The 24048-nt window shown below is 74.3% G+C and carries 19 protein-coding genes; 13 read left to right on the plus strand and 6 right to left on the minus strand.

The window, feature by feature from the left end:
- Both ACYVJ4_RS15140 and ACYVJ4_RS15145 read left to right on the plus strand, forming a co-directional pair.
- Positions 1-563: FHA domain-containing protein (locus ACYVJ4_RS15140; RefSeq protein ID WP_460460972.1), on the plus strand; the 563-nt coding region annotated here is incomplete at its 5' end.
- 5 nt (positions 564-568) lie between these two features.
- Entirely contained in the window at positions 569-1279 is a 711-nt protein-coding gene (locus ACYVJ4_RS15145) for a GAF and ANTAR domain-containing protein (protein WP_460460973.1), read from the plus strand.
- Here ACYVJ4_RS15145 and ACYVJ4_RS15150 read toward each other — a convergent pair.
- Complete coding sequence (locus ACYVJ4_RS15150; RefSeq protein WP_460460974.1) at positions 1248-2507, minus strand: AGE family epimerase/isomerase; 1260 nt, start codon at positions 2505-2507, stop codon at positions 1248-1250. The two genes, ACYVJ4_RS15145 and ACYVJ4_RS15150, sit on opposite strands and share 32 nt — an antisense overlap.
- Before the next feature lie 11 nt (positions 2508-2518).
- Entirely contained in the window at positions 2519-2935 is a 417-nt protein-coding gene (panD, locus tag ACYVJ4_RS15155; protein WP_460460975.1) for an aspartate 1-decarboxylase, read from the minus strand.
- A 50-nt stretch (positions 2936-2985) separates the two neighbouring features.
- Between panD and ACYVJ4_RS15160 the strand changes: the two genes are divergently transcribed.
- Positions 2986-4440 (plus strand): sensor histidine kinase, encoded by a 1455-nt coding sequence (locus ACYVJ4_RS15160; RefSeq protein WP_460460976.1) that lies wholly within the window; start codon positions 2986-2988, stop codon positions 4438-4440.
- On the opposite strand, the gene ACYVJ4_RS15165 is transcribed toward ACYVJ4_RS15160, so the two are convergent.
- The 3 genes from ACYVJ4_RS15165 to ACYVJ4_RS15175 all read right to left on the minus strand — a co-directional run bounded on the left by ACYVJ4_RS15165 (position 4413) and on the right by ACYVJ4_RS15175 (position 8199).
- Positions 4413-5090, minus strand: coding sequence for a response regulator transcription factor (locus tag ACYVJ4_RS15165; protein ID WP_460460977.1), 678 nt, complete (start codon positions 5088-5090; stop codon positions 4413-4415). The two genes, ACYVJ4_RS15160 and ACYVJ4_RS15165, sit on opposite strands and share 28 nt — an antisense overlap.
- A 66-nt stretch (positions 5091-5156) precedes the next feature.
- On the minus strand, positions 5157-7916 hold the full coding sequence (locus tag ACYVJ4_RS15170; RefSeq protein WP_460460978.1) for a P-loop NTPase fold protein: 2760 nt from the start codon (positions 7914-7916) through the stop codon (positions 5157-5159).
- A gap of 139 nt (positions 7917-8055) precedes the next feature.
- Entirely contained in the window at positions 8056-8199 is a 144-nt protein-coding gene (locus ACYVJ4_RS15175) for a GPGG-motif small membrane protein (protein WP_460460979.1), read from the minus strand.
- 152 nt (positions 8200-8351) lie between these two features.
- On the opposite strand from ACYVJ4_RS15175, the gene ACYVJ4_RS15180 reads away from it, so the two are divergent.
- The 8 genes from ACYVJ4_RS15180 to ACYVJ4_RS15215 all read left to right on the plus strand — a co-directional run bounded on the left by ACYVJ4_RS15180 (position 8352) and on the right by ACYVJ4_RS15215 (position 18952).
- Positions 8352-9545, plus strand: coding sequence for an ROK family transcriptional regulator (locus ACYVJ4_RS15180; protein ID WP_460460980.1), 1194 nt, complete (start codon positions 8352-8354; stop codon positions 9543-9545).
- The gene (locus ACYVJ4_RS15185; protein WP_460460981.1) at positions 9545-10906 is read left to right on the plus strand and encodes an ABC transporter substrate-binding protein; all 1362 of its coding nucleotides are present in this window, start codon (positions 9545-9547) and stop codon (positions 10904-10906) included. The genes ACYVJ4_RS15180 and ACYVJ4_RS15185 overlap by 1 nt, the downstream gene beginning before the upstream one ends.
- The gene (locus ACYVJ4_RS15190; protein ID WP_460460982.1) at positions 10903-11841 is read left to right on the plus strand and encodes a carbohydrate ABC transporter permease; all 939 of its coding nucleotides are present in this window, start codon (positions 10903-10905) and stop codon (positions 11839-11841) included. Before ACYVJ4_RS15185 ends, ACYVJ4_RS15190 begins: the two co-directional genes overlap by 4 nt.
- On the plus strand, positions 11841-12728 hold the full coding sequence (locus ACYVJ4_RS15195; RefSeq protein WP_460460983.1) for a carbohydrate ABC transporter permease: 888 nt from the start codon (positions 11841-11843) through the stop codon (positions 12726-12728). The genes ACYVJ4_RS15190 and ACYVJ4_RS15195 overlap by 1 nt, the downstream gene beginning before the upstream one ends.
- A 19-nt stretch (positions 12729-12747) precedes the next feature.
- Positions 12748-14025, plus strand: a complete 1278-nt coding sequence (locus ACYVJ4_RS15200; RefSeq protein ID WP_460460984.1) for a 6-phospho-beta-glucosidase — start codon at positions 12748-12750, stop codon at positions 14023-14025.
- On the plus strand, positions 14018-15001 hold the full coding sequence (locus ACYVJ4_RS15205) for an N-acetylglucosamine kinase (protein WP_460460985.1): 984 nt from the start codon (positions 14018-14020) through the stop codon (positions 14999-15001). The genes ACYVJ4_RS15200 and ACYVJ4_RS15205 overlap by 8 nt, the downstream gene beginning before the upstream one ends.
- Positions 15002-15010: 9 nt before the next feature.
- Positions 15011-16219, plus strand: a complete 1209-nt coding sequence (locus tag ACYVJ4_RS15210; RefSeq protein WP_460460986.1) for a multidrug effflux MFS transporter — start codon at positions 15011-15013, stop codon at positions 16217-16219.
- A gap of 102 nt (positions 16220-16321) precedes the next feature.
- Positions 16322-18952, plus strand: coding sequence for an aminoglycoside phosphotransferase family protein (locus ACYVJ4_RS15215; protein ID WP_460460987.1), 2631 nt, complete (start codon positions 16322-16324; stop codon positions 18950-18952).
- Positions 18953-18985: 33 nt separating this feature from the next.
- Here the strand turns inward: ACYVJ4_RS15215 and ACYVJ4_RS15220 are convergent, their stop codons facing one another.
- A complete protein-coding gene (locus tag ACYVJ4_RS15220) occupies positions 18986-20368 on the minus strand; it encodes a sensor domain-containing phosphodiesterase (RefSeq protein WP_460460988.1) in 1383 nt (460 codons plus the stop codon).
- A 115-nt stretch (positions 20369-20483) separates the two neighbouring features.
- Here ACYVJ4_RS15220 and ACYVJ4_RS15225 point away from each other — a divergent pair, with 115 nt between their 5' ends.
- Positions 20484-22112: an FMN-binding glutamate synthase family protein gene (locus ACYVJ4_RS15225; RefSeq protein ID WP_460460989.1), complete on the plus strand. Its 1629-nt coding sequence runs from the start codon at positions 20484-20486 to the stop codon at positions 22110-22112.
- Positions 22109-23839: a thiamine pyrophosphate-dependent enzyme gene (locus ACYVJ4_RS15230; protein ID WP_460460990.1), complete on the plus strand. Its 1731-nt coding sequence runs from the start codon at positions 22109-22111 to the stop codon at positions 23837-23839. Before ACYVJ4_RS15225 ends, ACYVJ4_RS15230 begins: the two co-directional genes overlap by 4 nt.
- The last annotated feature ends 209 nt before the right edge of the window (positions 23840-24048 follow it).

The following is a 24048-nucleotide window of genomic DNA, read 5'->3' on the forward strand; positions in this document are numbered from 1 at the left end:
CCGACGCGCTGTTCTGCGAGAGCTGCGGCTACGGCTTCACCACCGGCGCCATCCCGCGCCCGGCGGCGGCCGCGCCTGCGGCCGCCCCCGCGGGCGGCACCCCGGACGCCCCGGCTCCCGGGGCCGCACCCGCGTCGGTCGCGCCGGCGGTGCCGCTGGAGTGGGTGGCCGAGGTCTGGGTCGACCCGGACTGGTACGCCGAGCAGGACTCCGACGAGCCGTGCCCCTCGCCCGGCCTGCCCGTCGTCGTGCCGCTGCGCGTGCGCAGCGTGCTGGTCGGCCGCACCTCGCAGAGCCGCAGCATCCACCCCGAGGTCGACTGCAGCTCGGACGTCGGCGTGAGCCGTCGGCAGGCCCAGCTGAGCACCGACGGCACCCGGTGGTGGGTCGAGGACCTGCAGTCCTCGAACGGCACGTACGTCGGCCCCGCGAGCGGCCCGCTGCCCACCACGCCGCTCGTGCCGGGGCAGCGCCACGAGCTGGTCGAGGACGACCGGGTCTACGTCGGGGCGTGGACACGGTTGGTCGTGCGTCGCGCGACGGACGACGAGAAGGCACAGTAGGTCCGATGAGCACCGACGACCCCCTGCGAGGCACCGTGGCCCTCACCTTCGCCGAGCTCGCCCGGCTGTTCCACGAGAGCTCCGGCCTGGACGAGATCTGCGCGGCCATCTGCCGCGCCGCACCGCAGCTGGTGCCGGGCTGCGACCACGCCAGCATCATGGTCAAGGCCGGCGACGGGTACCGCACCCTGGCGTCGTCCGACGAGGTGGGCGCGAAGGTCGACCTCCTCGAGCGCGAGTGCGGCGAGGGGCCGTGCGTCGACGCCATCGAGTCCGACGCCTACCAGCTCGACGCCGACATCCAGGGGCACTCGCAGTGGCCCCGGCTTGCCGAGCGGGTGCTCGCCGAGACGCCCGTGCGCGGCATGGCGGGCTACCGGCTGCTCGTCGGCGGTCACAAGACCGGTGCGCTGAACCTGTTCTCCGACACCGCCGGTGCGCTCACCGGCGAGAGCGCCGACCAGGGCGTGGTGCTCGCCGCGTTCGCGTCGGTGGCGATGGGCGGCGAGTCGCACCGCGCGGAGGCCGTGACGCTCGCGGCCGGGCTCGAGAGCAACCGCGAGATCGGCACCGCGATCGGTCTGCTGATGGCCGCCCACGGGCTCACGGCGGACGACGCGTTCGAGACCCTGCGCCGCGCGTCGTCGCACCTGAACCGCAAGCTGGCGGCGATCGCCCGCGAGATCATCGAGCAGGGTCCGCCGAAGCGCTCCTGACGCGCAGCGCGGCGGCCAGGCTCGGCGCGAGCGGCAGCCGCGGCACGAGCGTGGCCTGCAGGGCGTGGTAGACGTCCGGCTTGCCCTCCCAGACGGTCGACGACGGCCGGTTCTGCGCGTCGAGCTCGTGCGTCCAGCGGCCCCGGTCGTCGACCAGGTGCTCGCGGGCGTAGTCCCACCAGGTGCCGTAGTGGTCGAGGTACCGCTCCTCGCCGGTGGCCTGGTAGAGCGTCGCGGCCGCGCCGATCGCCTCGCACACGACCCAGTGCATGCGCTCGCGGACGACGGGCACGCCGTCCCAGTCGACGGTGTAGACGAGCCCGGGGGCGCCGTCGACCGACCAGCCGTCGTCCACGGCGACGTCGAACAGCGCCTGCGCCGCTGGCACGGTCCACTCGTGCTCGACGTCGTCGACCTCGCCCTCGGGGGCGGCCTCGAGCGCGGCGTCGAGGTGCAGCAGCAGCCGCGCCCACTCGAAGGCGTGGCCGATCGTGGCGCCGTAGGGCCGGAACGGGTCGGCCGGGTTCTCCTTCGCGTAGTCGAGCAGCGGGGTCCACGACGCGTCGTGGTGCTCGGGGATCCGCCAGCCGTGCGAGCGGGCCTCGCGGTTGACCAGGCGCTCGGCGATGCGGGCCGCCCGGCGCAGCCAGACCGCGTCGCCGGTGGCGTCGGCCGCGGCCAGGTAGGCCTCGACCGAGTGCATGTTGGCGTTGGCCCCGCGGTAGTCGTCGAGCGTCGTCCAGGCGCCGTCCCACTGCTCGACGCTGGCGCCGGCCTCGTCGTCCCAGAAGTGCTCCTCGACGACCGCGACCGCGTCGGCCAGCAGGGCCTCCGCGCCCGGGCGGCCGGCCTGCACCGACGTCGCCGCGGCCAGCAGGACGAACGCGTGGTCGTAGGCGGCCTTGACGTCGCGCAGCGGTCGGCCGTCGGCGTCGACCTCCGACCACCAGCCGCCGTGCTCGTCGTCGTGCAGCAGGCCGGTGAGGGCGGCGATCCCGCGGTCGGCCAGGTCGCCGGCGCCGTCGACGCGCAGCAGGTGGGCCAGGCCGAAGACGTGCGTCATGCGGCAGGTGATCCACAGGTGCAGCGGGCGGTCGGGCTCGGGCACGCCCTCGTCGTCCATCCAGCCGAAGCCGCCGCGCGGGTCGACGGACCCGCGGGCCAGCTCCACCAGCCGGCGGCACTCGACGTCCAGGTCGGCGTGGGTGGGTCGTCCGGTGGTGGCCACGGGCAGTCCTCTCAGCCGGCCAGGACGCCGGAGGTCAGCAGGCCGTACCCGGCGGGGACGTCGGCCGGGTCGGGCCCGACGTCCACCACGCGGTTGTCGGCGTCGACGAAGACCACGCTCGGACGGCGCTCGCGGGCCTCGGCGTCGTCCAGCAGCCCGTAGGCGATGACGATGACGACGTCGCCGGGGTGGACGTGGTGCGCGGCAGCCCCGTTGACGCACACCACGCCGCTGCCGCGCTCGCCCTCGATGACGTAGGTCGTCAGCCGCGCGCCGTTGGTGACGTCGACGACGTCGACCTGCTGGCCGGGCAGCAGGTCGGCCGCCTCGAGCAGGTCGAGGTCGACGGTCAGCGAGCCCACGTAGTGCAGGTCGGCCTCGGTGACGGTCGCGCGGTGGATCTTGCCGAGCAGCATCGGTCGGAGCACGGGCGCCAGGGTAGCCGGGCTAGCATCCGAGCAGCCGACCGAGGGACGTCATGACCGCACCGCGCGCTCCGGGCGAGCGCCCGACCCGTCCGTGGTCCGGCGTGCGCGCGCGGTCGGCCCTCGCGGCCGTCGTGGTGGTGGCGATCGCGCTGGTGACCGGCGCGGTGCTGCTGCTGACCATCCTGCAGCGCAACCTGATCGGCGGCGTGCAGCAGGCCGCGCAGTCGCGCGCCAACGAGGTCGCCCAGCAGCTGGTCGACGAGGGGCCGTCCAGCCTCGTCGCCGACCTGCGCGCCGACGCCCAGGAGGGGCACGTCGTGCAGGTGCTCGACGGCTCGGGGCTGGTCGTCGCGAGCTCGAGCGACCGCACCGGCGACGCCCCGCTCACCACGCTGCGCCCGCGCGCCGGCGGCGAGCTGCAGAGCAGCGTGAGCCGGCTCGAGCTGCTCGAGCAGGAGCGGCCGTACCTCGTGGTCGCGCGCGGCGTGGCGCACGAGGGCCAGACGTTCACCGTGGTGGTCGCGACGTCCGTGGCGGCCGAGCGCGAGTCGGTTCGCACCGTCCTGTCGCTGCTGCTGCTGGGGCTGCCGGTGCTGCTGGCGCTGGCCGGGTGGGCCACCTGGGTGCTGGTGAGCCGCTCGCTGCGCCCGGTCGAGCGGATCCGCGCCCGGGTGGCGGGCATCGGCGGGTCTCCGCTCGACGAGCGGGTGCCCGTGCCCCCGACCGGCGACGAGATCGCCCGGCTGGCCTCCACGATGAACGAGATGCTCGACCGCGTGCAGGGCGCCCAGCTGGCGCAGCGCCGGTTCGTCTCCGACGCCAGCCACGAGCTGCGCAGCCCGCTGGCGACGCTGACCGCGACGCTCGAGGTCGCGGCCGCCGACCCCACCGGCGCCGCCTGGCGCGACCTGCGCGGCGTCATGACCGCCGAGACCCACCGGATGAGCCGGCTCGTCGAGGACCTGCTGCTGCTCGCCCGCTCGGACGACGCCGGGCTGGCGCTGCGGCCCGAGGACGTCGACCTGGACGACCTGGTCGCCGACGAGGCGCTGCGGCTGCGGTCGGCGCAGGCCGCCGAGCCGGGCGGGGCCGCCGTGGCGGTGCAGGTGCGGGCGACGCCCGTGCGCGTCGAGGGCGACCCGGCGCGGCTGGCCCAGGTGCTGCGCAACCTGGCCGACAACGCGGTGCGCCACGCGACGTCCACCGTGCTGGTCGAGCTGCGGGCGGACGACGACGGCCGGGCCGTGCTCGCCGTCGAGGACGACGGGCCGGGCATCCCGGTCGCCGACCGCGAGCGGGTCTTCGACCGGTTCGTGCGGCTGGACGACAGCCGCGAGCGCGCCAAGGGCGGCAGCGGCCTGGGCCTGGCCATCGTGCGCGAGGTCGTCCGCGCCCACCACGGCGACGTGCAGGTGGACGACGCCGGGCTGGGCGGCTGCCGGGTGGAGGTGCGGCTGCCGCGTCACCAGCCGGCGGCTCAGCCGCCGTTGGCCGCCAGGCGGTAGCCCATGCCGCGCACGGTCTCGATGGCCCGACGCTCGTAGGGGGCGTCGATCTTCAGCCGCAGGTAGCGCACGTAGACCTCGACGACGTTGGGGTCGCCCTCGAAGGCGCGGTCCCACACGCCCTCGAGGATCTCGGTCTTGGTGACGACGTCGCCGCGGTGGTGCATGAGGTACTGCAGCAGGCCGAACTCGCGCGGCGTCAGCGCGATCTCGTCGCCACCGCGCTCGACCCGGCGCCGGGCGGGGTCGAGGCTGAGGTCGCCGGCGCGCAGCACGACCGGGCGCTCGGGGGCGCCGCGGCGGATGAGGGCGCGCAGCCGGGCGACGAGCACGATGAAGCTGAACGGCTTGGTGAGGTAGTCGTCGGCGCCGAGGTCGAACGCGTCGGTCTGGTCGTACTCGCCGTCCTTGGCGGTGAGCATGAGGATCGGCGTCCAGATCCCCTTCTCGCGCAACGTCTCGAGCACCTTGTAGCCGTTGACGCGCGGCAGCATGATGTCGAGCACGATGACGTCGTACGCGCTCTCGGTGGCCTGCCAGATCGCGTCCTCGCCGGTGTGGACGACGTCGACGACGAACCCGTCGTCGCTCAGCCCGCGCCGGACGGTCTCGGCCAGCCGTTCCTCGTCCTCGACGATCAGCACGCGCACCGTGGGCTCCTCCCGCCGTCCTGCGGCAAGGATCGTCGCACGTCCCTGAGAACGACCTGAGACCGATCAGCGGACGACGGCCGCGAGCCCGGTCTGGAACGAGAAGCGGCTGACGAGCGGCAGCCAGCGGCGCAGCGCCTCCGGCGTGACGCACTCGCAGGGCAGCGTCGCGAGCGCCTCGCGCTGCGCCGCCCACGCCTTCGTGGTCGGGCTGGTGCTCCCGGGGTTCAGCCGCCGAAGGTGCGCCTCCAGGTGAGGGGCGCCGCTGGTGACCAGGTCGTGCGCCATGTCGGCCGTCAGGCCCGGCGAGCTGGTCACCAGGGCGAGCAGCAGCATCAGCGGCCGGTACTGCTGCTCGCCGACGAACGCGTCGAGGTCCTGCACCTGCACGCGCGTGAGCTGGTAGGTGTTCACCAGGCGCTTGGCCGCGCGCGGGGTGCGCACGAGCGGACCGAGGTCGTCCAGGAAGTCGCACTCGGCCTCGGTGAGCTGCAGGGTCTGCGGCCACAGGTCGACGACCTCGTCGGACGGCGCGCCGGGCGGGGCGTACCGGGTCACCCAGGCGCTGCCGGGTTCGTCGTCGTCCACCGCAGGCCCGGTCTGCGTCGCGTCGGCCACCTCCGGGGCCGGCGCGCCTGCGGCCGACGCTGCCGATCCGTCGCTCGCCACGGCGGACCCGGCGTGGTCCGATGCCTCGCCCAGCCGTGGGTCGACGGCCGCGGACGGCGCGACGACCGACGCGCGCGCGAGGTCGCCGACCAGCCGGCTGAAGCCGTCAGAGCCCATGGGCCGCAACCAGAACGGGATCTGGATGATCTTCTCCAGGTAGTCCTGCGCGGACGGCGCCCCAGCCCGCGACGACAGCACGCCCACGAACCGCTGCTCGAGCGAGCGCAGCAGCCAGCGCGAGTCGACCGCGATGACGACCACGAACAACGGCAGGCCGAAGAGCAGGTTGACGGCCTCCAGCACGTGCACGACCTGCTCGCTCGAGCAGCGGTCCAGGTCGTCGACGTAGAGCACGACGCGGTCGAGCTCGCCCTCCCCGTCGCCCTCCGCGTCGGGGCCCACGTGCCGGCTCAAGGTGGCGAGGTCGTCGCGGATCAGGGGCACCAGGCCCAGGTACTTGCGGTAGTCCTCGGCCGCGTAGCGCTCCTTGACGAAGGAGTAGACGCGGGCCGACCCCTTGCCGCTGACGTCGGCGTACGCCTCCTGCGCGTGCGCGTAGGCAGCCCGGGCCCGCTCCAGGTCGAGCGCCTCCTGCTGCCCGGCCGCCAGGATGCGCAGCCCGGCGCGGGCCAGCCGGTCCACCCAGCGCACGGCGACGCCGCCGACCACCACGACCGGCGCCGCTCCGACCGCCGCGACCCACCGGCTGACCGACGGCGTCGACACGACCCAGACCAGGGCGCCGACCAGCACCAGGGCCGCCAGGCCGAGCAGCACCACCCAGCCGCGGTGCGCCCGCCAGCCCCGGCTCAGCTGGCCCCCCAACGACCGCAGCTGCGCCACCTCGTCGGCGAGCGTGACGAGGTTGGCCGAGCCGCCGAGCCCGGCCGCCTCGAGCGTCTTCGCGTCGGCCCGCAGCGCCTCGGACGTCGCGACCCCCTGCACGGTCGTGGCGGCGCCCTGCTGCTGCAGCGCCCGCTCGGCGCGGTGCAGCTCGGCCTCGGCGTCGGTCTGCCCCTGCGTGCGCGACGCCAGCTCGTCGATCATCTTCTGGTAGCGCGCGTCGTCGTCGAAGTGGTCGCGGATGCCCTCGAAGACCCGGTTGATCAGGCTCGGCCACAGCTCCCCGCCGGCGTACTGCCAGGCGTTGAACTCGACCTGCGCGATCCGCGAGTGGTAGCTCGGCCGTCGTGCGGGGTCGGGGTCGGCCTCGACGGCCGAGGCCGCCTCGTCCGACAGGTGCCGGACCTGCAGCCGCAGCTGGTTCATCAGGTAGGACTTGCCCGAGCCCCAGTCGCCGAAGATGCCCACCGACAGCGGCGGCGTGATGTGCCGCGAGGCGATCACCGAGGCCAGCATCCGGACGTCGTCGACGATGCCGAGCGGGTCGGTGCCGGCGTCGATGCGGGTGGCCCGGTCGGCCGTGTCGGCCGCGTACGCCGCCGTCCAGCTGGTCGGCCCGGGGAGCGGCGGATCGCGCAGCACCGCGGCGAGCGCCTCCACCGGCGCCTCCGCCGTCGCCTCCGCCGTCGTCTCGGAGGGCGCCTCGACGATCTCCTCGGTCGGCAGGCTGGAGCTGACGCCGGCGCTGCTGCTCGAGCTGACGCTGCTGGAGGACCGGCTGTCGCTCGTCGTCCACGAGTACGACCCGGTGACACCGGCGGCAAGGTCTGCGCCCTCGCGGCGCTGGATCGCCGTCCAGTGGGACTCGTCCTTGACGACCACCAGCAGCACGCTGCCCGGCGTGGCCGCCGCCTGGAAGCCGATGGCCAGGGCGCGCGCCGCCTCGAACGCGTCCAGCCGGCCGACGCCGGTGCCGAGCAGCGGCGTGACGACGGTCAGCGGCCGGTCCGCGGTGAGCCGGCCGAGCGAGGTGCCGCACGCGTTGACCACTGGGACGCTGCTGCGCGAGCCCTCGCCGAGGGTCGCGGCGAACGCGATGGAGCCGTAGCCGGAGTCCGGCGGCGCGGGCTCGAGGACGACCTCGCCCAGCGCCATTGCCCGGTCGGGACGCACGATGCCCCAGCGGAAGAGAACGCTCAACCACGGCTCGCCGAGGTCGGGGTCGGTGGTGCAGGGCAGGACGAGCACGTCGCCCTGCTGGGCCAGGACGTCCCCGCGCTGCAGGTGGACGGACGGCCGTGCCGGAGCCTCCATGGCGCCTCCCCGGTGACCGGGGCGCCGCCGCGCACCGGCCTGCCTCGAGGATGCCGCGCGAGAGGTCGGGTGCACCAGCCTCCGGGAGGCCTGAGTCGCCGGTGGCGGGGTCCGCGCAGGGACCCCGCCACCGGCCGGCTCAGCTGAAGATGCTCACACCGCCAGGCCCGACGAGCAGACCGACGACGATCAGCACGATCCCCGCGATGATCTGGCCGCGGATCAGCGAGACGATCCCCGCGATCACCAAGATCACGGCGATGATCCAGAGCAACGTGTGCATGCGTTCTCCTCCCGTACCCCGAGCGATACGTCGGTCACGCTGCCGCACGTCCGGGAGTTCCGCGAGTCGAAGTCGATCTCTTGACGACGGGGGTCGATCGCTCCTAGTCTCCGCTTCTGATAAGAAGGTTTCCTACTAGATCGGATCCTCGCGTGCCCGCCTCCTACACCGCCGGTGCACCCGCCCTCCTGCGGGCGCTGAACACGCGCGCCGTGCTCGAGGCGGTGGCGGCGGCCGGACCGGTCACCCGGGCGGACGTCGCCGCCGCGACACAGCTGTCGAAGCCCACGGTCGCGGCCTGCCTGGCCCTGCTCGTCGAGCGCTCCGCGGTGGTCGACGACGGGGCGGTCAGCGGTCGCAAGGGCCCGGCGGCGTCCCTCTACCGCCTGGCGCCCGGTGCCGTGCGGGCGATCGGCGTCGACGTCGGGCACGACCGGCTGCGCGCGGCCCTGGTCGACGCGGCCGGCGAGCAGCACGGCGAGGTCGACGTCCCGGTGCGTCGCACGCGAGGGGGCCTGGTGCGCCAGCTGCACGACGTCTGCCGCCGCCTTGCGCAGGACGCGGGCGTCACGCTGGACGACGTCCAGCACGTCGTCGTCGGCGTGCCCGGCGCGGTGGGCCAGGACGGCGAGCTGGCGTTCGCCGACGCGCTGCCGCAGGACGGTCGCGGGCTCGTGACCGCCCTGCGGGCCAAGCTGCCGGTGCCCGTCACCTTCGACAACGACGTGAACCTCGCGGCGCACGCCGAGCTCGCCGCGCAGCCCGACGTCCAGGACTTCGTGCTGGTGAGCGTCGGCGCCGGCATCGGCGCCGGCCTCGTGATCGGCGGGCAGGTGCACCGCGGTGCCGCCGGGGCGGCCGGCGAGGTCGGCTTCCTGCCCGGCTGCGCCCCCGCACCCACCCAGGCGCCGCAGATGCTCGAGCACGAGGTCGGCGGCGAGGTCGTGCAGCGGCTGGCGCGCCAGGCCGGGCTGCGCGGCGACATCAGCGCCCGCGCCGTCTTCGACCGTGCCCGCGACGGCGACCCCGTCTCGCGGGACGTCGTGGACGAGACCGCGCGCGGGATCGCGTACGCGGTCGCCTGCCTGGTCGCGGTGGTGAACCCGGCCCGTGTCGTCCTCGGCGGGGCGGTCGGCGCCAACGACGACCTCCTGCTGGGGCCGGTGGCCGACCACCTGGCCCGCTTCACCACGCTCCCCGTCCCCGTCGTCCCGTCCGTGCTCGGCGCGCAGGCCGTCCTGCGCGGAGCGCTCGCCATGGCGGGCTCGCTCGCCCGCGAGTCCGCCTTCGCCGGCTACGCCGGCACCGCCCCTCCCCCCACCGCGCTCGCCCACCTGGAGTCGTGATGCCCGCTCAGCCCCGCGCGTCCCGCACCGTCCTCGTCGCCGCCCTGGCCGCGGCCGCGCTGGCAGCGGCGGCCTGCACGTCGTCCGGCGTGCAGGACGCCGCGCAGCAGACGGCCCTGGCCACGGACGCGCAGCACGCGCCGACGACCATCACGGTCTGGAGCTTCAACCACCTGCCGCAGGAGGTGAAGGCGTTCCAGGGCGCGCTCGACCGGCTGCACACGAAGTACCCCTGGCTGACGGTGACGTTCGTGCCCGACAAGGACGACGCGGCCTTCGGCAAGGCGGTCGCGGCCGGCCAGGCGCCGGACGTCTTCGTCTCGACGTCTCCCGACAACGTGGCGAAGTTCTGCTTCAACGGCACGGTGGCACCGCTCGACGGGTTCTTGAGGTCGGCCGGGGTCGACGTCGGCAAGACCTTCCCGAAGGCGACGCTGGTCTACACGCAGTACGCGGGCAAGCAGTGCGCGCTGCCGCTGCTCACCGACGCGTACGCGTTGTTCTACAACAGGAAGATGTTCGCGGCGGCGGGCATCACCCAGCCGCCGCGCACCATGTCCGAGCTCACGGCGGCGGCCAAGAAGCTGACGGTCAAGAAGGCCGACGGGTCGGTCGAGCGGTTCGGCTTCGTGTCCCGCTCGGACTACAACAACAACGACGCCATCTACACCGGGGTGCAGAGCGGCACGCAGTTCTACGACGACCAGGGCAAGGCCACGTTCGCCAGCGACCCGCGCTGGGCCGAGCTGCTGCGCTGGGACCGGGACCTGACCGACTGGTACGGGCGCGACCAGGTCTCGCGGTTCGTCGCGAAGTTCCAGCCGCACACCGACGACGCGCGCAACCCGCTGATCACCGGGGACGTCGCGATGGAGGTGGACGGCGAGTGGCACGTCGGCGAGATCGCCGACGCCAAGTCCTCGCTCGACTACGGCGTGGCCCCGGTGCCGGTGCTCGACTCCGAGGCCAGCTCGTACGGCGCGGGCAACGCGGTGGGCACCGTGGCCTACCTGCCGGCCGGGTCGAAGCACCAGCAGGAGGCGTTCTTCGCCCTGCAGCAGCTGACGACGGACACGACGTTCCTCACCGGCCTGGCCGACACGGTCTACAACATCCCCAGCACCTTCGACTCGCTCGCGGCGTGGGACAACAAGGACGACGAGCACTGGGGCCCGCTGGTGAAGATCTTCGAGAACCCCGGGTCGTACTACAAGCAGCTCACCCCGGCCGGCAGCGAGGACGCCGCGGTGCTCGGCACGGCCCGGCAGGACTACGAGACCGGCAAGACCGACGACCTCGCGGCGCTGCTGCGGCAGACCGCGGCCAAGGTCGACAAGCTCAACAGCGACGCGCTCGGATGAGCCGGCGCCCGCGCAGCCCGAGCCACGCGCCGCGCTGGGTCACGCTGACGATGGTGTCGCCGTTCGTCGTCGGGCTGCTGGTGTTCACGGTCTACCCGGTGCTGACCACGCTCTACTACTCGTTCACCAACTTCCAGCTCGGGTCGGTGCGGCCGGTGCAGATGGTGGGGCTGCGCAACTACGAGCGGCTGCTCACCGGGTCGGACACCTTCTGGGTCGGCGTCCGCAACACCTTCTGGATGGTGCTCGTCATGGTGCCGCTGCGCACCGTGTGGGCCATGTTCGCCGCCTGGGTGATCAGCACGGTCAAGCGGGGCGCCCGGGTGTACCGCACCCTGTTCTTCGTGCCGTCGGTCGTGCCGGTGGTGGGGGCGTCGCTCGCGTTCGTCGTCACGCTGAACCCGGCCGGCCCGGTCAACGCGCTGCTGGGGCACCTCGGCATCGACGGCCCCGCGTGGTTCGGCGACCCGTCGTGGGCGAAGCCGAGCCTGGTGCTGATGGCGCTGTGGGCCTGCGGCGACACGATCGTCATCTTCTCGGCGGCGATGCTCGACGTCCCGCGCGAGCTGTACGAGGCGGCGGACCTCGACGGCGTCGGGCCGTGGCAGCGGTTCCGGCACGTCACGCTGCCGTTCCTGTCACCGGTAGTGCTGTTCAGCGTCGTCACCGGGATGATCTACACGTTCCAGTACTTCACCGAGGCGTTCGTGGCCTCCGGCTCGGCCAGCGCGGTGCAGGACTCCTCGCAGCTGCTCGGGTACCCCGGCCAGTCGCTGCTCTTCTACACGACAGACCTGTACCAGCAGGGGTTCGTCTACTTCAAGACCGGCTACGCGTCGGCCATGGCCTGGCTGATGTTCGTCGTCATCTTCCTCGCGACGCTCGGCCTGCTGCGCCTGTCGCGCTCCCTGGTGCACGACGGCGGGCGGCCGTGATGACCGCTCTCGCGGGCACCCGCCCGGCCGACCTGACGACGTCCGCGCGGCGGCGTCCGCTCGCCCGCCGCGTCCTGGACGTCGTCGCCGAGCACTCCCTGGCGGTGCTGCTGTCGGCCGCGTTCGTGCTGCCGCTGCTCGTCGTGCTCGTGACGTCGGTGATGACCCAGCAGCAGGCCGGCACCGGCACACTGGTGCCGAAGCCCTTGCACTGGAACAACTTCCGCGAGGTCTTCGACGCCATGCCCTTCGGCCGCGACCTGTGGAACACCGTGCTGTACGCCGGGCTCAGCGCGATCGGCGTGGTCGTCTCGTCGGTGCCGGTGGCCTACGCCGTGGCGCGCATGCGGTGGCGCGGCCGGTCCGCCTTCTTCGTCGTCGTGCTCGCGACCATGATGATCCCGGCGCAGGTCACGAGCCTGCCGCTGTACGTCATGTACGCGCACCTGGGCTGGATCGGCTCGCTCAAGCCGCTCGTCGTCCCGACGTTCTTCGGCGACGCCTTCAGCATCTTCCTGCTGCGCCAGTTCTTCCTCACGCTGCCGGAGGAGACGGTCGAGGCGGCCCGCGTCGACGGCGCGAGCGAGTTCCGCGTGCTGCGGCAGGTCGTCGTCCCGATGGCCCGCCCCGCCATCGCGGCGGTCGCGCTCTTCGCGTTCATGTTCGCGTGGAACGACTTCTACAACCCGCTGCTCTACAGCGGCAACAGCACCGACGGGCAGACACTCGCGGTGGGCCTGGCCGGGCTGGCCAAGAGCGCGCACCAGTCGGCCTACCAGCTGCAGATGGCGGCCTCGTTGATGTTCCTGCTGCCGGTGCTGCTGCTGTTCCTCGCCGCGCAACGGGTGTTCCTCGAGGGCATCGCCATGACGGGCAGCAAGGGATGAGAGCCGGGAAGGTGCAGGCATGAAGATCGCGGTGGTCGGCGGCGGCAGCACGTACACGCCCGAGCTGGTCGAGGGCTTCGCGGCGCGGGCCGACGTCCTCGCCGTCGACGAGCTGGTGCTGCAGGACGTCGACGAGCACCGGTTGGACGTCGTCGGCGGCCTGGCCCGACGCATCTTGTCCCGCAACGGCTTCGGCGGACGGCTGGTCACCACGACCGACCGCACCGCCGCGGTCGACGGCGCGAGCGCGGTGCTGGTGCAGCTGCGCGTCGGCGGCCAGGCGGCCCGCCTCGTCGACGAGACGCTGCCCAACCAGCGGGGGGTCATCGGCCAGGAGACCACCGGGCCGGGCGGGTTCGCCAAGGCCCTGCGCACCGTTCCGGTGGTGCTCGACATCGCCGACGAGGTGCGCCGGCGGGCCCTGCCGGCCGCCTGGCTGGTCGACTTCACCAACCCGGTCGGCATCGTGACGCGGGCGCTGCTCGACGAAGGCCACCGCGCCCTCGGCCTGTGCAACGTCGCGATCGGGTTCCAACGACGGCTCGCCGTGCGCTTCGGGGTTGAGCCCCACCGCGTGCGTCTCGGCCACGCGGGGCTCAACCACCTGTCGTGGATCCGCAGCGTCGAGGTCGACGGCGTGGACCGCCTGCCCGAGCTGCTGCACGGCCCGGACGCCGACGCGCTGGCCGACGAGATCGGGGTGCCCGCCGAGGTGCTGCAGGTGCTCGGCGCCGTGCCGTCGTACTACCTGCACTACTTCTACTGCACCGACCACGAGCTCGAGGAGCAGCGGCACGGCGAGCACCGGGCGAGCCGCGTCGCCGACATCGAGCGCGAGCTGCTGACGATGTACGCGGACCCGGCGCTCGACCACAAGCCCGCGCTGCTCGAGCAGCGCGGCGGCGCCTACTACTCCGAGGCCGCTGCCGCCCTCGTGACGAGCCTGCTCACCGGTGACGGCGGCCACCACTACGTCGACGTCCGCAACGACGGCACGGTCGCCGGGCTGCCCGACGACGCCGTGGTGGAGGTACCGGCCCTCGTCGACCGGCGGGGCGCGCACCCGCTGCCGGTGGCCCCGCTGCCCCCCGAGATGCTGGGGCTCGTGCAGGCGGTCACGGCGTACGAGGTGCTCGCGGTGGAGGCCGCGCGCACCGGGCGGCGCGACGTCGCGCTGCGGGCGCTGCTCGCCCACCCCCTGGTGCGCCAGTGGGACCTCGCGGTGGCGCTGCTCGACGACCTGCTGGCCGCCAACGTCGAGCACCTGCCCGCGTTCGCCGGCGGCCGCGGTGCCTGACCTCGTCGTCGGCGTCGACGGCGGCAACAGCAAGACCGACGTCGTGCTGGCCGACACCACCGGCGCGGTGCTGGCCCACGTGCGCGGCGCCGGCACGCGGTCGCACGTCGAGGGCATCGGGCCGATGGTCGAGCGGGTCGCCGCGCTGGTACGGCAGGCGCGCGAGCAGGCCGGCGTGCCGTCGTCCGAGGTGCTCTCGGCCGGCGCCTTCTACATCGCCAACCTCGACCACGACGAGTCCGAACGCGCTGCGCTGCAGGCGGTCCAGCGGCTCGAGATCGTGCGCGCCCCGCTGGTCGGCAACGACACGGTGGCCGTGCTGCACGCCGGGACGGTCGACGGCTGGGGCGTGGCGGTGGTGTCCGGTGCGGGCATCAACGCGCTCGGCGTCGCCCCCGACGGCCGCGAGGCGCGTTTCCTCGCGCTGGGCGACGTCACGGGTGACTGGGGCGGGGGCTGGGCGGTGGCGGTGTCCGGGCTCGGCGCGGCCGTGCGGGCCGGCGACGGCCGGGGCGGGCCGACGGTGCTGCGCGAACGGTTGGCGCAGCACTTCGCGCGGGCCAGCGTCGAGGACCTCGCCATCGCGGTGACCGCGGGCCAGGTGGGGCACGACGAGCTGACCGCGGCCGCGCCGGTGGTGTTCGCCGCGGCCGAGGACGGCGACGGGCCGGCGGTCGCGGTCGTGCACCGCCTCGCCGACGAGGTGGCGCTGTTCGTCCGGGCCGCCGTCGACCGGCTCGGGCTGCGGGACGTCGACGTCCCGGTGGTCCTGGCCGGAGGCACGCTGCAGCACGGACCGCGGCTGCTGCTCGACCGCATCACCGACGACCTCGCGCACACCCTGCCGCGCGCGCGGCCGCGGGTGCTCGACGTCCCGCCCGTGGCCGGTGCGGTGCTCGCGGCGCTGGCGCACGCGGGCGCCGCACCCGACGCGCTCGCCCGAGCCCGCGCTGGGGTGTCACCGGTCCCTGCCTAGGGTGGAGGCATGGCCGAGAGCGCTCCCGCCGCACCCGGCCGACCGCCCGCCACCGCCGCCCTCGTGCTCGTCACCGGGGTGGGGCCGCTCGCGACCGACATGTACGTCGCGGGGCTGCCGGCGCTGCGGCGCTCGCTCGAGACCACGGCCTCGGTCGCGCAGCTGACGCTCACCGCCTTCATCGTCGGCGTCGCCGTCGGCCAGCTCGCGCTCGGTCCGCTCAGCGACGGGCGCGGACGACGGCCCTTCCTGCTCGGCGGGACCGTGGCCTTCACGGCGCTCTCGGCCGCCTGCGCGCTGGCGCCGACCGGTCCCTCGCTCGTCGGCGCCCGGCTCGCCCAGGGGGTCGTGGCCGGGTGCGGCGTGGCCGTGGGACGCGCGGTCGTCAGCGACCACTGGCAAGGCACCGCCGCCGCGGCCCGCTACGGAACGCTCGCGGCCATCACCTTCCTCGGCCCGGTGGTCGCGCCCGCGATCGGCGCCGTGGTGCTGGGGTGGGGCAGCTGGCGCAGCGTCTTCTGGTTGCTCACCGCGGTCGGGGTGCTGATGACCGTCGCGGTCGCCCGGTGGATCCCCGAGTCGCTGCCGCCGTCGGCCCGCCAGGGGCACGGGCTGGCGCACTCGCTGGCACGCATGGCCGACCTGGCCCGCGACGGCGGGTTCATGCGGCACGTGGTCGTGCAGTGCCTGGCCACGGCCGGGTTCTTCGTCTACATCGGCGGTTCGGCGTTCGTGCTGCAGACGACGTACGGCGTCAGCCAGACGACGTACGCCGTGCTGTTCGCGACGAACGCGGCCGCGATGGCCGTGACGAGCCTGGGGTTCCGGCTGCTCGTCGGCCGGGTCGGGCCGGCCCGGCTGCGCACCGTCGGCGTGACGGTCGCGACCCTCGCCAGCGCCGGGTTGCTCGTGGTGGCGCTGACCCGCCCGCACGTCGGCTCGCCGCTCGCCGTGCCGTGGGTGCTGCTGTGCCTGGTGGTCGCGGGCATGGGCCTGTCGATCCCCGGGACGACGGCCCTCGCCCAGCAGGCCGGCGACCGGGCGCGCGGCACCGCGTCGGCGCTGCAGGGCGGGCTGACCTTCCTCGTCGGTGCGGCCGCGACGCCGCTCACCGGGCTGGTCGGCTACGACACGCTGCTGCCGATGGCGGAGCTGATGCTCGGCTTCTTCGTCGCCGCGACGGCCTGGCTGCACGGGAGCGGCAGCGCCACCGCCTGATCACGCTGCGTGAGCGACCTTGTCGGGCTGGGCACGCTGGGTCACACTGCCCAGCATGGCGCTGTCGGGGCAGGCCACCACGACGTCCGCGGGTCACGCACGGTGACCGGCGGACGTCGTCAGCCGCACGCCCCCGGGCGGCACGTGCAGGCGGGCGAGCGCACCCGCGGGGGCCGTCACGTCAGCGCCCGCCGCCGTCGCCGCTGGCCCGCCGCGGTGCTCGTCGTGGCCCTGCTGGTGGCCGGCGGCACCACCGCCTTCGGCCTGACCCGCGGCGAGGCCGCCCCCAGCTGCGCGGCCGACCGGGTGCCGCTGCGCATCGCCACCTCCCCGGGGCTGCTCGACGTCCTCGGGCGGCAGGCCGCGCTCTTCGACGCCGGCACCGCCTCGATGGTCGGCGGACGCTGCACCCGGACGTCGGTCGACGCCGTCGCGCCGTCGCGGTTCGGCGACGCCCTGCTCGCCCAGCTGGCCGACCCCGGCAGCTCGACCACCCCGCAGGTGTGGGCGCCCGACGCCGCGGCCTGGGCCACGGTCGAGGCCCGCCGGCCCGAGCTCGACGCGGTCCTGCCCCACGTCTACCCGGTGGTCGCCTCGACGCCGGTGGTGCTCGCCGTGCCGCGTCCGATGGCCACCGCGCTCGGCTGGCCGGCGCGGCAGCCGTCGTGGACCGAGCTGGCCGCGCTCGCCCGCGACGGGCGGGGCTGGTCGCGCTTCGGGCACCCCGAGTGGGGCCCGGTGACCGTGGCCTGGAGCGACGCCCTCACCACGACCGCGGGCCTGGGGGCGACGCTCGCGCTCTACGACCGGGCGAGCAGCCAGGCGGCGGGCGTCGACGACATCCGGCGCTCGATGCTGACGGTGCAGAGCGGGCTGCGGGCGCTCGCGGTCGACCCGAGCAAGGCCTTGAAGCCGTTGCGCAACAGGGGGTTGACGAGCGCCGACGCGCTGCGCGCCACCCCCCTGTTCCCCTGGACCGAGCAGCAGGTGCTGCGGTTCAACGCCGACGACCCGCAGATCCCGCTGGTGGCGCTCTACCCGCGCGGCGGCACCATCACGGCCGAGGTGCCGCTGCTCACCCTCGACGTCCCGTCGGTCACCGACGCCCAGCGGCAGGCGGTCGACAGGTTCGCGACGTTCCTGGCCCGACCGGCGGCGAGCGCAGCGCTGGCGGCGGCGGGCTGGCGCAGCCCGCGCCTGGAGTCGAGCGCCACGGTGGCGCAGGGCGCCATCGCGGCCGAGCCCGCGTACACGCCGCCGGCGCCCGAGCGGTCGACGGTGGCCCGCGCCCTGCAGACCTGGACGGCGCTCGACCGGCAGGGCGCGGTGCTCGTGCTGCTCGACGTGTCCGGCTCGATGGACGAGAAGGTGCCGGCCGTCGGCGAGACCCGGCTGCAGCTCGCGCAGCAGGCGATCTCGGAGTCCCTGCCGCTGTTCTCGGACCGCACCTCCGTGGGCCTGTGGACCTTCTCGCGCAGCCCGGCCGGCACGCGGGACTGGGAGGCCGTCGTCCCGCTGGGGAGGCTGTCGCGCACGGTGGGGTCGTCCACCGCCCGGGACGCGCTGCGCGACGCGGTCGAACGGCTGCAGGCCAAGGGCGACACCGGGCTGTACGACAGCACGCTGGCCGCCGTCCGTGCCGTGCAGTCTGGGTGGCGGCCCGGTACCGACGTCGTCCCTGGTGGTGAGCGACGGCCGCAACGACGACCCCGGCAGCATCTCGCTCGGCACCCTCACGGGTCGGCTGCGCTCGGGCGCCGACCCGCGACGTCCGGTGCGGGTGCTGACCATCGCGCTCGGGCGCGCGGCCGACGCCCGGGCGATGCGGCAGATCGCCGCGGCCACCGACGGCCGCGCGTACACGGCCCGCAGCCCCGAGGACCTCGAGTCGGTGTTCCTCACGGCCCTCACCGGATGAGCCCGGCCTCGCCGGAGTGGTTCGAGGCGCTGCCGGACGTCGTCACCGGGCTGGCGCAGCGCTGGCGCCTCGAGCTCGGGCCGCGGTTCGAGGGCGGCACGGCGTCGTGGGTGGCTCTGGCGCGCGACGAGCGCGGGGACGACCTGGTGCTGAAGGTCGGTTGGCGGCACTGGGAGGCCGACCACGAGGCCGAGGGCCTGCACGCGTGGGCCGGCCGCGGCACCGTGCTGCTGCGCGACAGCTGGGCCGACGAGCAGACCTCGGCGCTGCTGCTCGAGCGCTGCCGCCCCGGTGACGAGCTCGCCCTGAGACCCGCGCCGGAGCAGGACGAGGTCATCGCCGTTCTGCTGCAACGGTTGTGGGTCGAGCCACCCGCGGGTCACCCGTTCCGACCGCTGGCGCAGATGTGCGCTCGGTGGGCCGACGAGCCGCCGCCGCCCGGTGGCCGGCCGCTCGACCCGGGGCTCGTGCGCGCGGGGCTGGAGCTGTTCCGGTCGTTGCCGCTCGAGCCGGGGCCGTCGGTGCTGCTGGCCACGGACCTGCACGCGCACAACGTGCTGCGCGCGCAGCGCGAGCCCTGGTTGGTGGTCGACCCGAAGCCCTGGGTCGGCGACCCGGCCTACGACCCGTTGCAGCACCTGCTCAACGACCCCGAGCGCATGACGCGCGACCCCGGCGGCTTCGCCGACCGGCTGGCCGACCTCTGCGGCCTCGACCGAGAGCGCCTGCGGCAGTGGCTGTTCGCGCGGTGCGTCGTCGAGACGCGGGGCGGCGAGGACTGGGTCGCGGAGGCGGCGCGCGCGCTCGCACCCTGACCCGCGCAACCCGCGGAACCCGCGAAGCCGGTCCTAGGCGATGGCCAGCCGGCCGGCGTCCGGGGTCGGGCCCCACGTCCGGCCGGCCGGGGCCGGGCGGCCGATGAAGTAGCCCTGGGCCGCTTGGATCCCCAGGGCCCGGCTGGCGCGCAGCTCGTCGGCCGTCTCGATGCCCTCGGCGACCACCGTGGCGCCGACCTCCTGGCCGAACGCGACCACGGAACCGGCCAGGGCCCGCTTGGCGGGGTTGTCGTGGATGCCGTCGACGAGCGTGCGGTCGAGCTTGATGTGGTCGGGACGCAGGTGGAGGATGTGCCGGAACGAGGCGTAGCCGGCGCCCGCGTCGTCGACCGCGAGCCGCACCCCGCGCGACCGCAGGGCCTCGATGGCCGTGGCGAGCCGGCCGTAGTCGCTCACCGACACGTGCTCGGTGATCTCGACGACGAGCCGGGCCAACGGCCAGCGGGACGCCGCGAGCACCTCGAGCAGCCGGTCGTCGACGAGCGTCGACGGCGAGACGTTCACCGACACGTAGAGACCCGGGGGCAGGTCGCGCGCGGCGTGCAGCGCCGCCCGCACCGCCACCAGCTCGAGGTCGGTGCCGAGACCGATGTCGGCCGCCGCGGCGAACCACCGGTCCGGCGTCATGGTGGGCTCGGCGGCGAAGCGCGACAACGCCTCGGCCCCGAGCACGACGCCGGTGGCCGCGCTCGCGATCGGCTGGAACACGATCGTCAACGCCTCGTCCTCCACGATCGAGCGCACCTGGTCGCGCACCGCGCGCACCTCGTGCCGCCCCGAGAGGTCGTCCACCGCGTGCAGGATCCCGCTGAACCCGACCGGGCTCCCGTCGGCACCGAGGTGGAGCAGCGCCGAGGTCGAGAGCTCGATCTCGTCGCCGGACTTGGTGGTGTAGCGGAAGGGGACGTCGGTCCAGCCCGTGCCGTCGGCGAGCGAGCGTCGCATCAGGTCGGAGGCGCGCGGCAGGTCGGTCTCGGTCAGCACCACGGCCATGCTGCGCCCGACGAGCTCCCCGGGGCAGTACCCGAGCAGCTGCGCCGAGCCCGGACCGACGTGCGTCACCAGGCCGTCGGCGGTGGTCTCCCAGAGCAGCCGGCCGGGCAGCTCGTCGTGCACCGACAGGCGCCAGCGGTCCTGGGCCATCTCGGCCAAGGCCCGCTGCCGGCCGCGGTGCATGCCTGCGACCGCCACGGCGCCGACCGCGCAGAAGGCCAGCAGCGCCACGGCGAGCAACCGCCCGGACGACGACCCGCCACGACCGGAGAGGACCAGGAGGGCCGACGACACGGCCACCAGCTCGAGCAGGACGACGGCCGCGACGACGCGCTGGAACGCGACCCGGGTGCGCTGTGCCGAGGTCGACTCGCCCGGGACCTGCTCTGCTGCGGCCGACACGCCCATACCGTGTGCCATCGGGTCGAAACGCTACAAGCAGATCGGGCTGAGCGGTGGCTGAGCGCGACCCCTCTTCGACCTGCGGGGTGCTGCGGGTGCACCTAGCGTGCCCGGCATGGCTCGCTTCCTCGCCGTCGCCGCCCTCGCGGTCGCGGCCGTCCTCGCCGTCGTCGCGGCCGCGCTGACCGCCCCGGGCTGGTGGGTGCTGGCCGTCGTCCTGGTCGCGCTGACCGCGCTGGCGGTGCACGACCTGCTGCAGCGGCGGCACTCGATCCTGCGCAACTACCCGGTGCTCGGGCACCTGCGCTTCCTGCTCGAGGACCTGCGTCCCGAGATCCAGCAGTACTTCGTCGAGCGCAACTACGACGGCCGGCCGTACGACCGCGACGTCCGCTCGGTGATCTACGAGCGCGCGAAGGGCATCCACGGCGAGCAGGCGTTCGGCACCGAGCGGGACGTCGGCGAGGTCGGCTACGAGTTCCTGCTGCACTCGACGGCGCCCCTCGACCCCCCGCAGGACCCGCCGCGCGTGCGCATCGGCGGCCCGGACTGCACCCAGCCGTACGACATGGCGCTGCTGAACGTCTCGGCGATGAGCTTCGGGGCGTTGTCGGCCAACGCGCTGCTGGCCCTCAACCAGGGCGCGGCGGCGGGCGCCTTCGCCCACGACACCGGCGAGGGCGGCCTGACCGAGTACCACCTGCGGCACGGCGGCGACCTGGTGTGGGAGCTGGGCAGCGGCTACTTCGGCGCGCGCACGAAGGACGGCGACTTCGACCCGGACCTGTTCCGCGACAAGGCCGCTCACCCCTCGGTGAAGCTGGTGTCGCTCAAGCTGAGCCAGGGCGCGAAGCCCGGGATCGGCGGGGTCCTGCCCGCCAGCAAGGTGAGCGCCGAGATCGCGCAGGCGCGTGGGGTGCCGCAGGGCGAGAAGTGCGTGAGCCCGCCGTACCACCGCGTCTTCAGCACGCCGCGCGAGCTGGTGCAGTTCGTCGCCCGCATGCGCGAGCTGGCCGGTGGCAAGCCCACGGGCTTCAAGCTGTGCGTGGGGCAGCGGCACGAGCTGCTGGCCATCTGCAAGGCCATGGTCGACGAGGGCGTCACGCCGGACTTCGTCGTCGTCGACGGCTCCGAGGGCGGCACCGGAGCCGCTCCGCTGGAGTACGAGGACCACGTCGGCACGCCGCTGACTGAAGGCCTGATCATGCTGCACAACGCCTTGGTGGGCACCGGGTTGCGCGACCGCGTGCGGATCGGCGCGAGCGGCAAGGTCGCCACCGGCACCGACGTCGTGAAGCGGCTGGTGCAGGGTGCCGACTACACCAACGCGGCGCGGGCGATGATGATGGCGGTCGGCTGCATCCAGGCCCAGCGCTGCCACACCAACACCTGCCCGGTCGGCGTCACGACCCAGGACCCGAAGCGCGCGCGGGCGCTCGTCGTCCCCGACAAGGCCGTGCGCGTGCAGCGCTACCAGGAGGCCACGGTGCGCCAGGCGATGGAGATGGTGGCGTCCATGGGGCTGAGGTCGCCCGACGAGCTGCACCCGGGGCTGCTGCTGCGCCGGGTCGACCACACCACCACCCGCAGCTACGCCGAGCTGTTCGACTGGCTGGAGCCGGGCGAGCTGCTGCACGAGCCGCGGCCGGGCTGGGCGGCCGACTGGGCCGCGGCGTCGCCGGACTCGTTCGCCCGCCGCACCCCCCACCCGGCCTCCCGACGTCCCGAAGGAGCGAGCGCATGACGACCGTCGCCGACCTGATCGTGGAAGCCCTGGCCCGCCAGGGGGTTCGCACCGTCTGGGGCGTCGTGGGTGATGCGCTCAACCCGGTGACCGACGCGATCCGCAGGCACGACGACGTGCAGTGGATCGGGGTGCGGCACGAGGAGGTCGGGGCGTTCGCGGCCGGAGCGCAGGCGCAGGTCGCCGGCACGCTGGGCGTCTGCATGGGCACGGTCGGGCCGGGCTCGGTGCACCTGCTGAACGGCTTGTACGACGCCAAGAAGTCGCACGCGCCGGTGCTGGCGATCTGCGGGCAGGTGCCGCTCGCCGAGCTGGGGTCGGACTACTTCCAGGAGGTCGACAACGACCTGCTGTTCAAGGACGTCGCGGTGTTCGCCCGCACGATGACGTCGGCCGAGCAGGCGTCGTCCCTGCTGGAGCAGGCGGTGCAGGCGGCGTTCGACGCACCGGGCGTCGCGGTGCTGACGCTGCCCGGCGACGTGGGCGGGCTGGACGTGCCGAAGGGCACGGTGCCGCCGCGGTTCGTGGCCGCGCACCCTCCGGCCCGGCCGGACGACGCGACGCTGCAGCGCGTGGCCGAGGTGCTCGACGGCGCGTCGACGGTGACGTTGCTGGCCGGGGTCGGGGCACGTGCGGCGCGCTCGCAGGTGCTGGCCGTGGCCGACCGGCTGGCCGCGCCGATGGTGCTGACGCTGAAGGCCAAGGACGGGCTCGAGCACGACAACGCCTTCCAGGTCGGGCAGAGCGGGCTGATCGGGAACCCCGCGGCGCAGAAGGCGTTCGACGGCGGGGACGTGCTGCTGATGCTGGGCACCGACTTCCCGTACCGCGAGTGGTACCCGCAGGGGAAGACCGTCGTCCAGGTCGACGCCCGCGGGGCGCACCTCGGACGTCGCACCCCGGTCGACCACGGTGTCGTCGGCGACGTGGGCGCCACCCTCGACGCGCTGCTGCCGATGCTGCGGCAGAAGGATGACCGCTCGCACCTGGACTCCGCGCGCGAGGCGTACACCGCCTGGCAGGGGCGGCAGCGGGCGCTGCTCGACCCCGAGCACGACCGCGGCCTGGTCGGGCGGATCCGCGAGCGCTTCGACAACACCGAGGACCGGATCCGGCCCGAGGTCGTCGCCGACGCCGTGCACCGGCACGCCGCGCCCGACGCGGTGCTCACCGCCGACACCGGGATGTCGACGGTGTGGCTGTCGCGCTTCGTCGAGATCGGTGCCGGACGTCGGCTGATCGGCTCGTTCAACCTCGGGTCGATGGCCAACGCGATGCCCCAGGCGCTGGGGGCGCAGGCGCTCGACCGGGCACGGCAGGTCGTGGCGTTCTGCGGCGACGGCGGCCTGTCGATGCTGCTCGGCGACCTCATCACCGCGGTCTCCTACGAGCTGCCGGTCAAGCTCGTCGTCTTCGACAACGGCCGGCTCGGCATGGTCAAGCTCGAGCAGGAGCAGGGCGGCCTGCCGGAGTTCGGCACGCAGCTCGCCAACCCCGACTTCGCGGCCGTCGCCCGCGCGCTGGGGTTGCACGCCGTGCGGGTCGAGGACCCGGCGGACGTCGACGCCGCCGTCCGCGACGTGCTGTCCCACCCCGGTCCGGCGCTGCTCGACGCCGTCACCAACCCCGAGGAGATCTCGCTGCCGCCGAGGACGCACGTGTCCGACGCCTGGGGCTTCGCGATCGCCAAGGTCAAGGAGACCCTCGTCAGCCCCGGGGACGGTTGAGCGCGGATCAGCACCTCAGCCGCGCGAGGAACTGTCGGACGAGGTCGTCGACCGCTGCGGTGGCTCGGGTGGTGCTGCCCGGTGGTGGGGCTGGGTGTGGTGGTCGGTCGGGTGGGTCGGTGGACCAGACGATGTGGCCGTCGACGAGTCGGGCGGTCATGCCGGTGGCGTGGACGTGGCGGTGGTGGCGCCCGCAGAGCAGGGTGCCG

Source organism: Angustibacter peucedani (genome assembly GCF_054779595.1).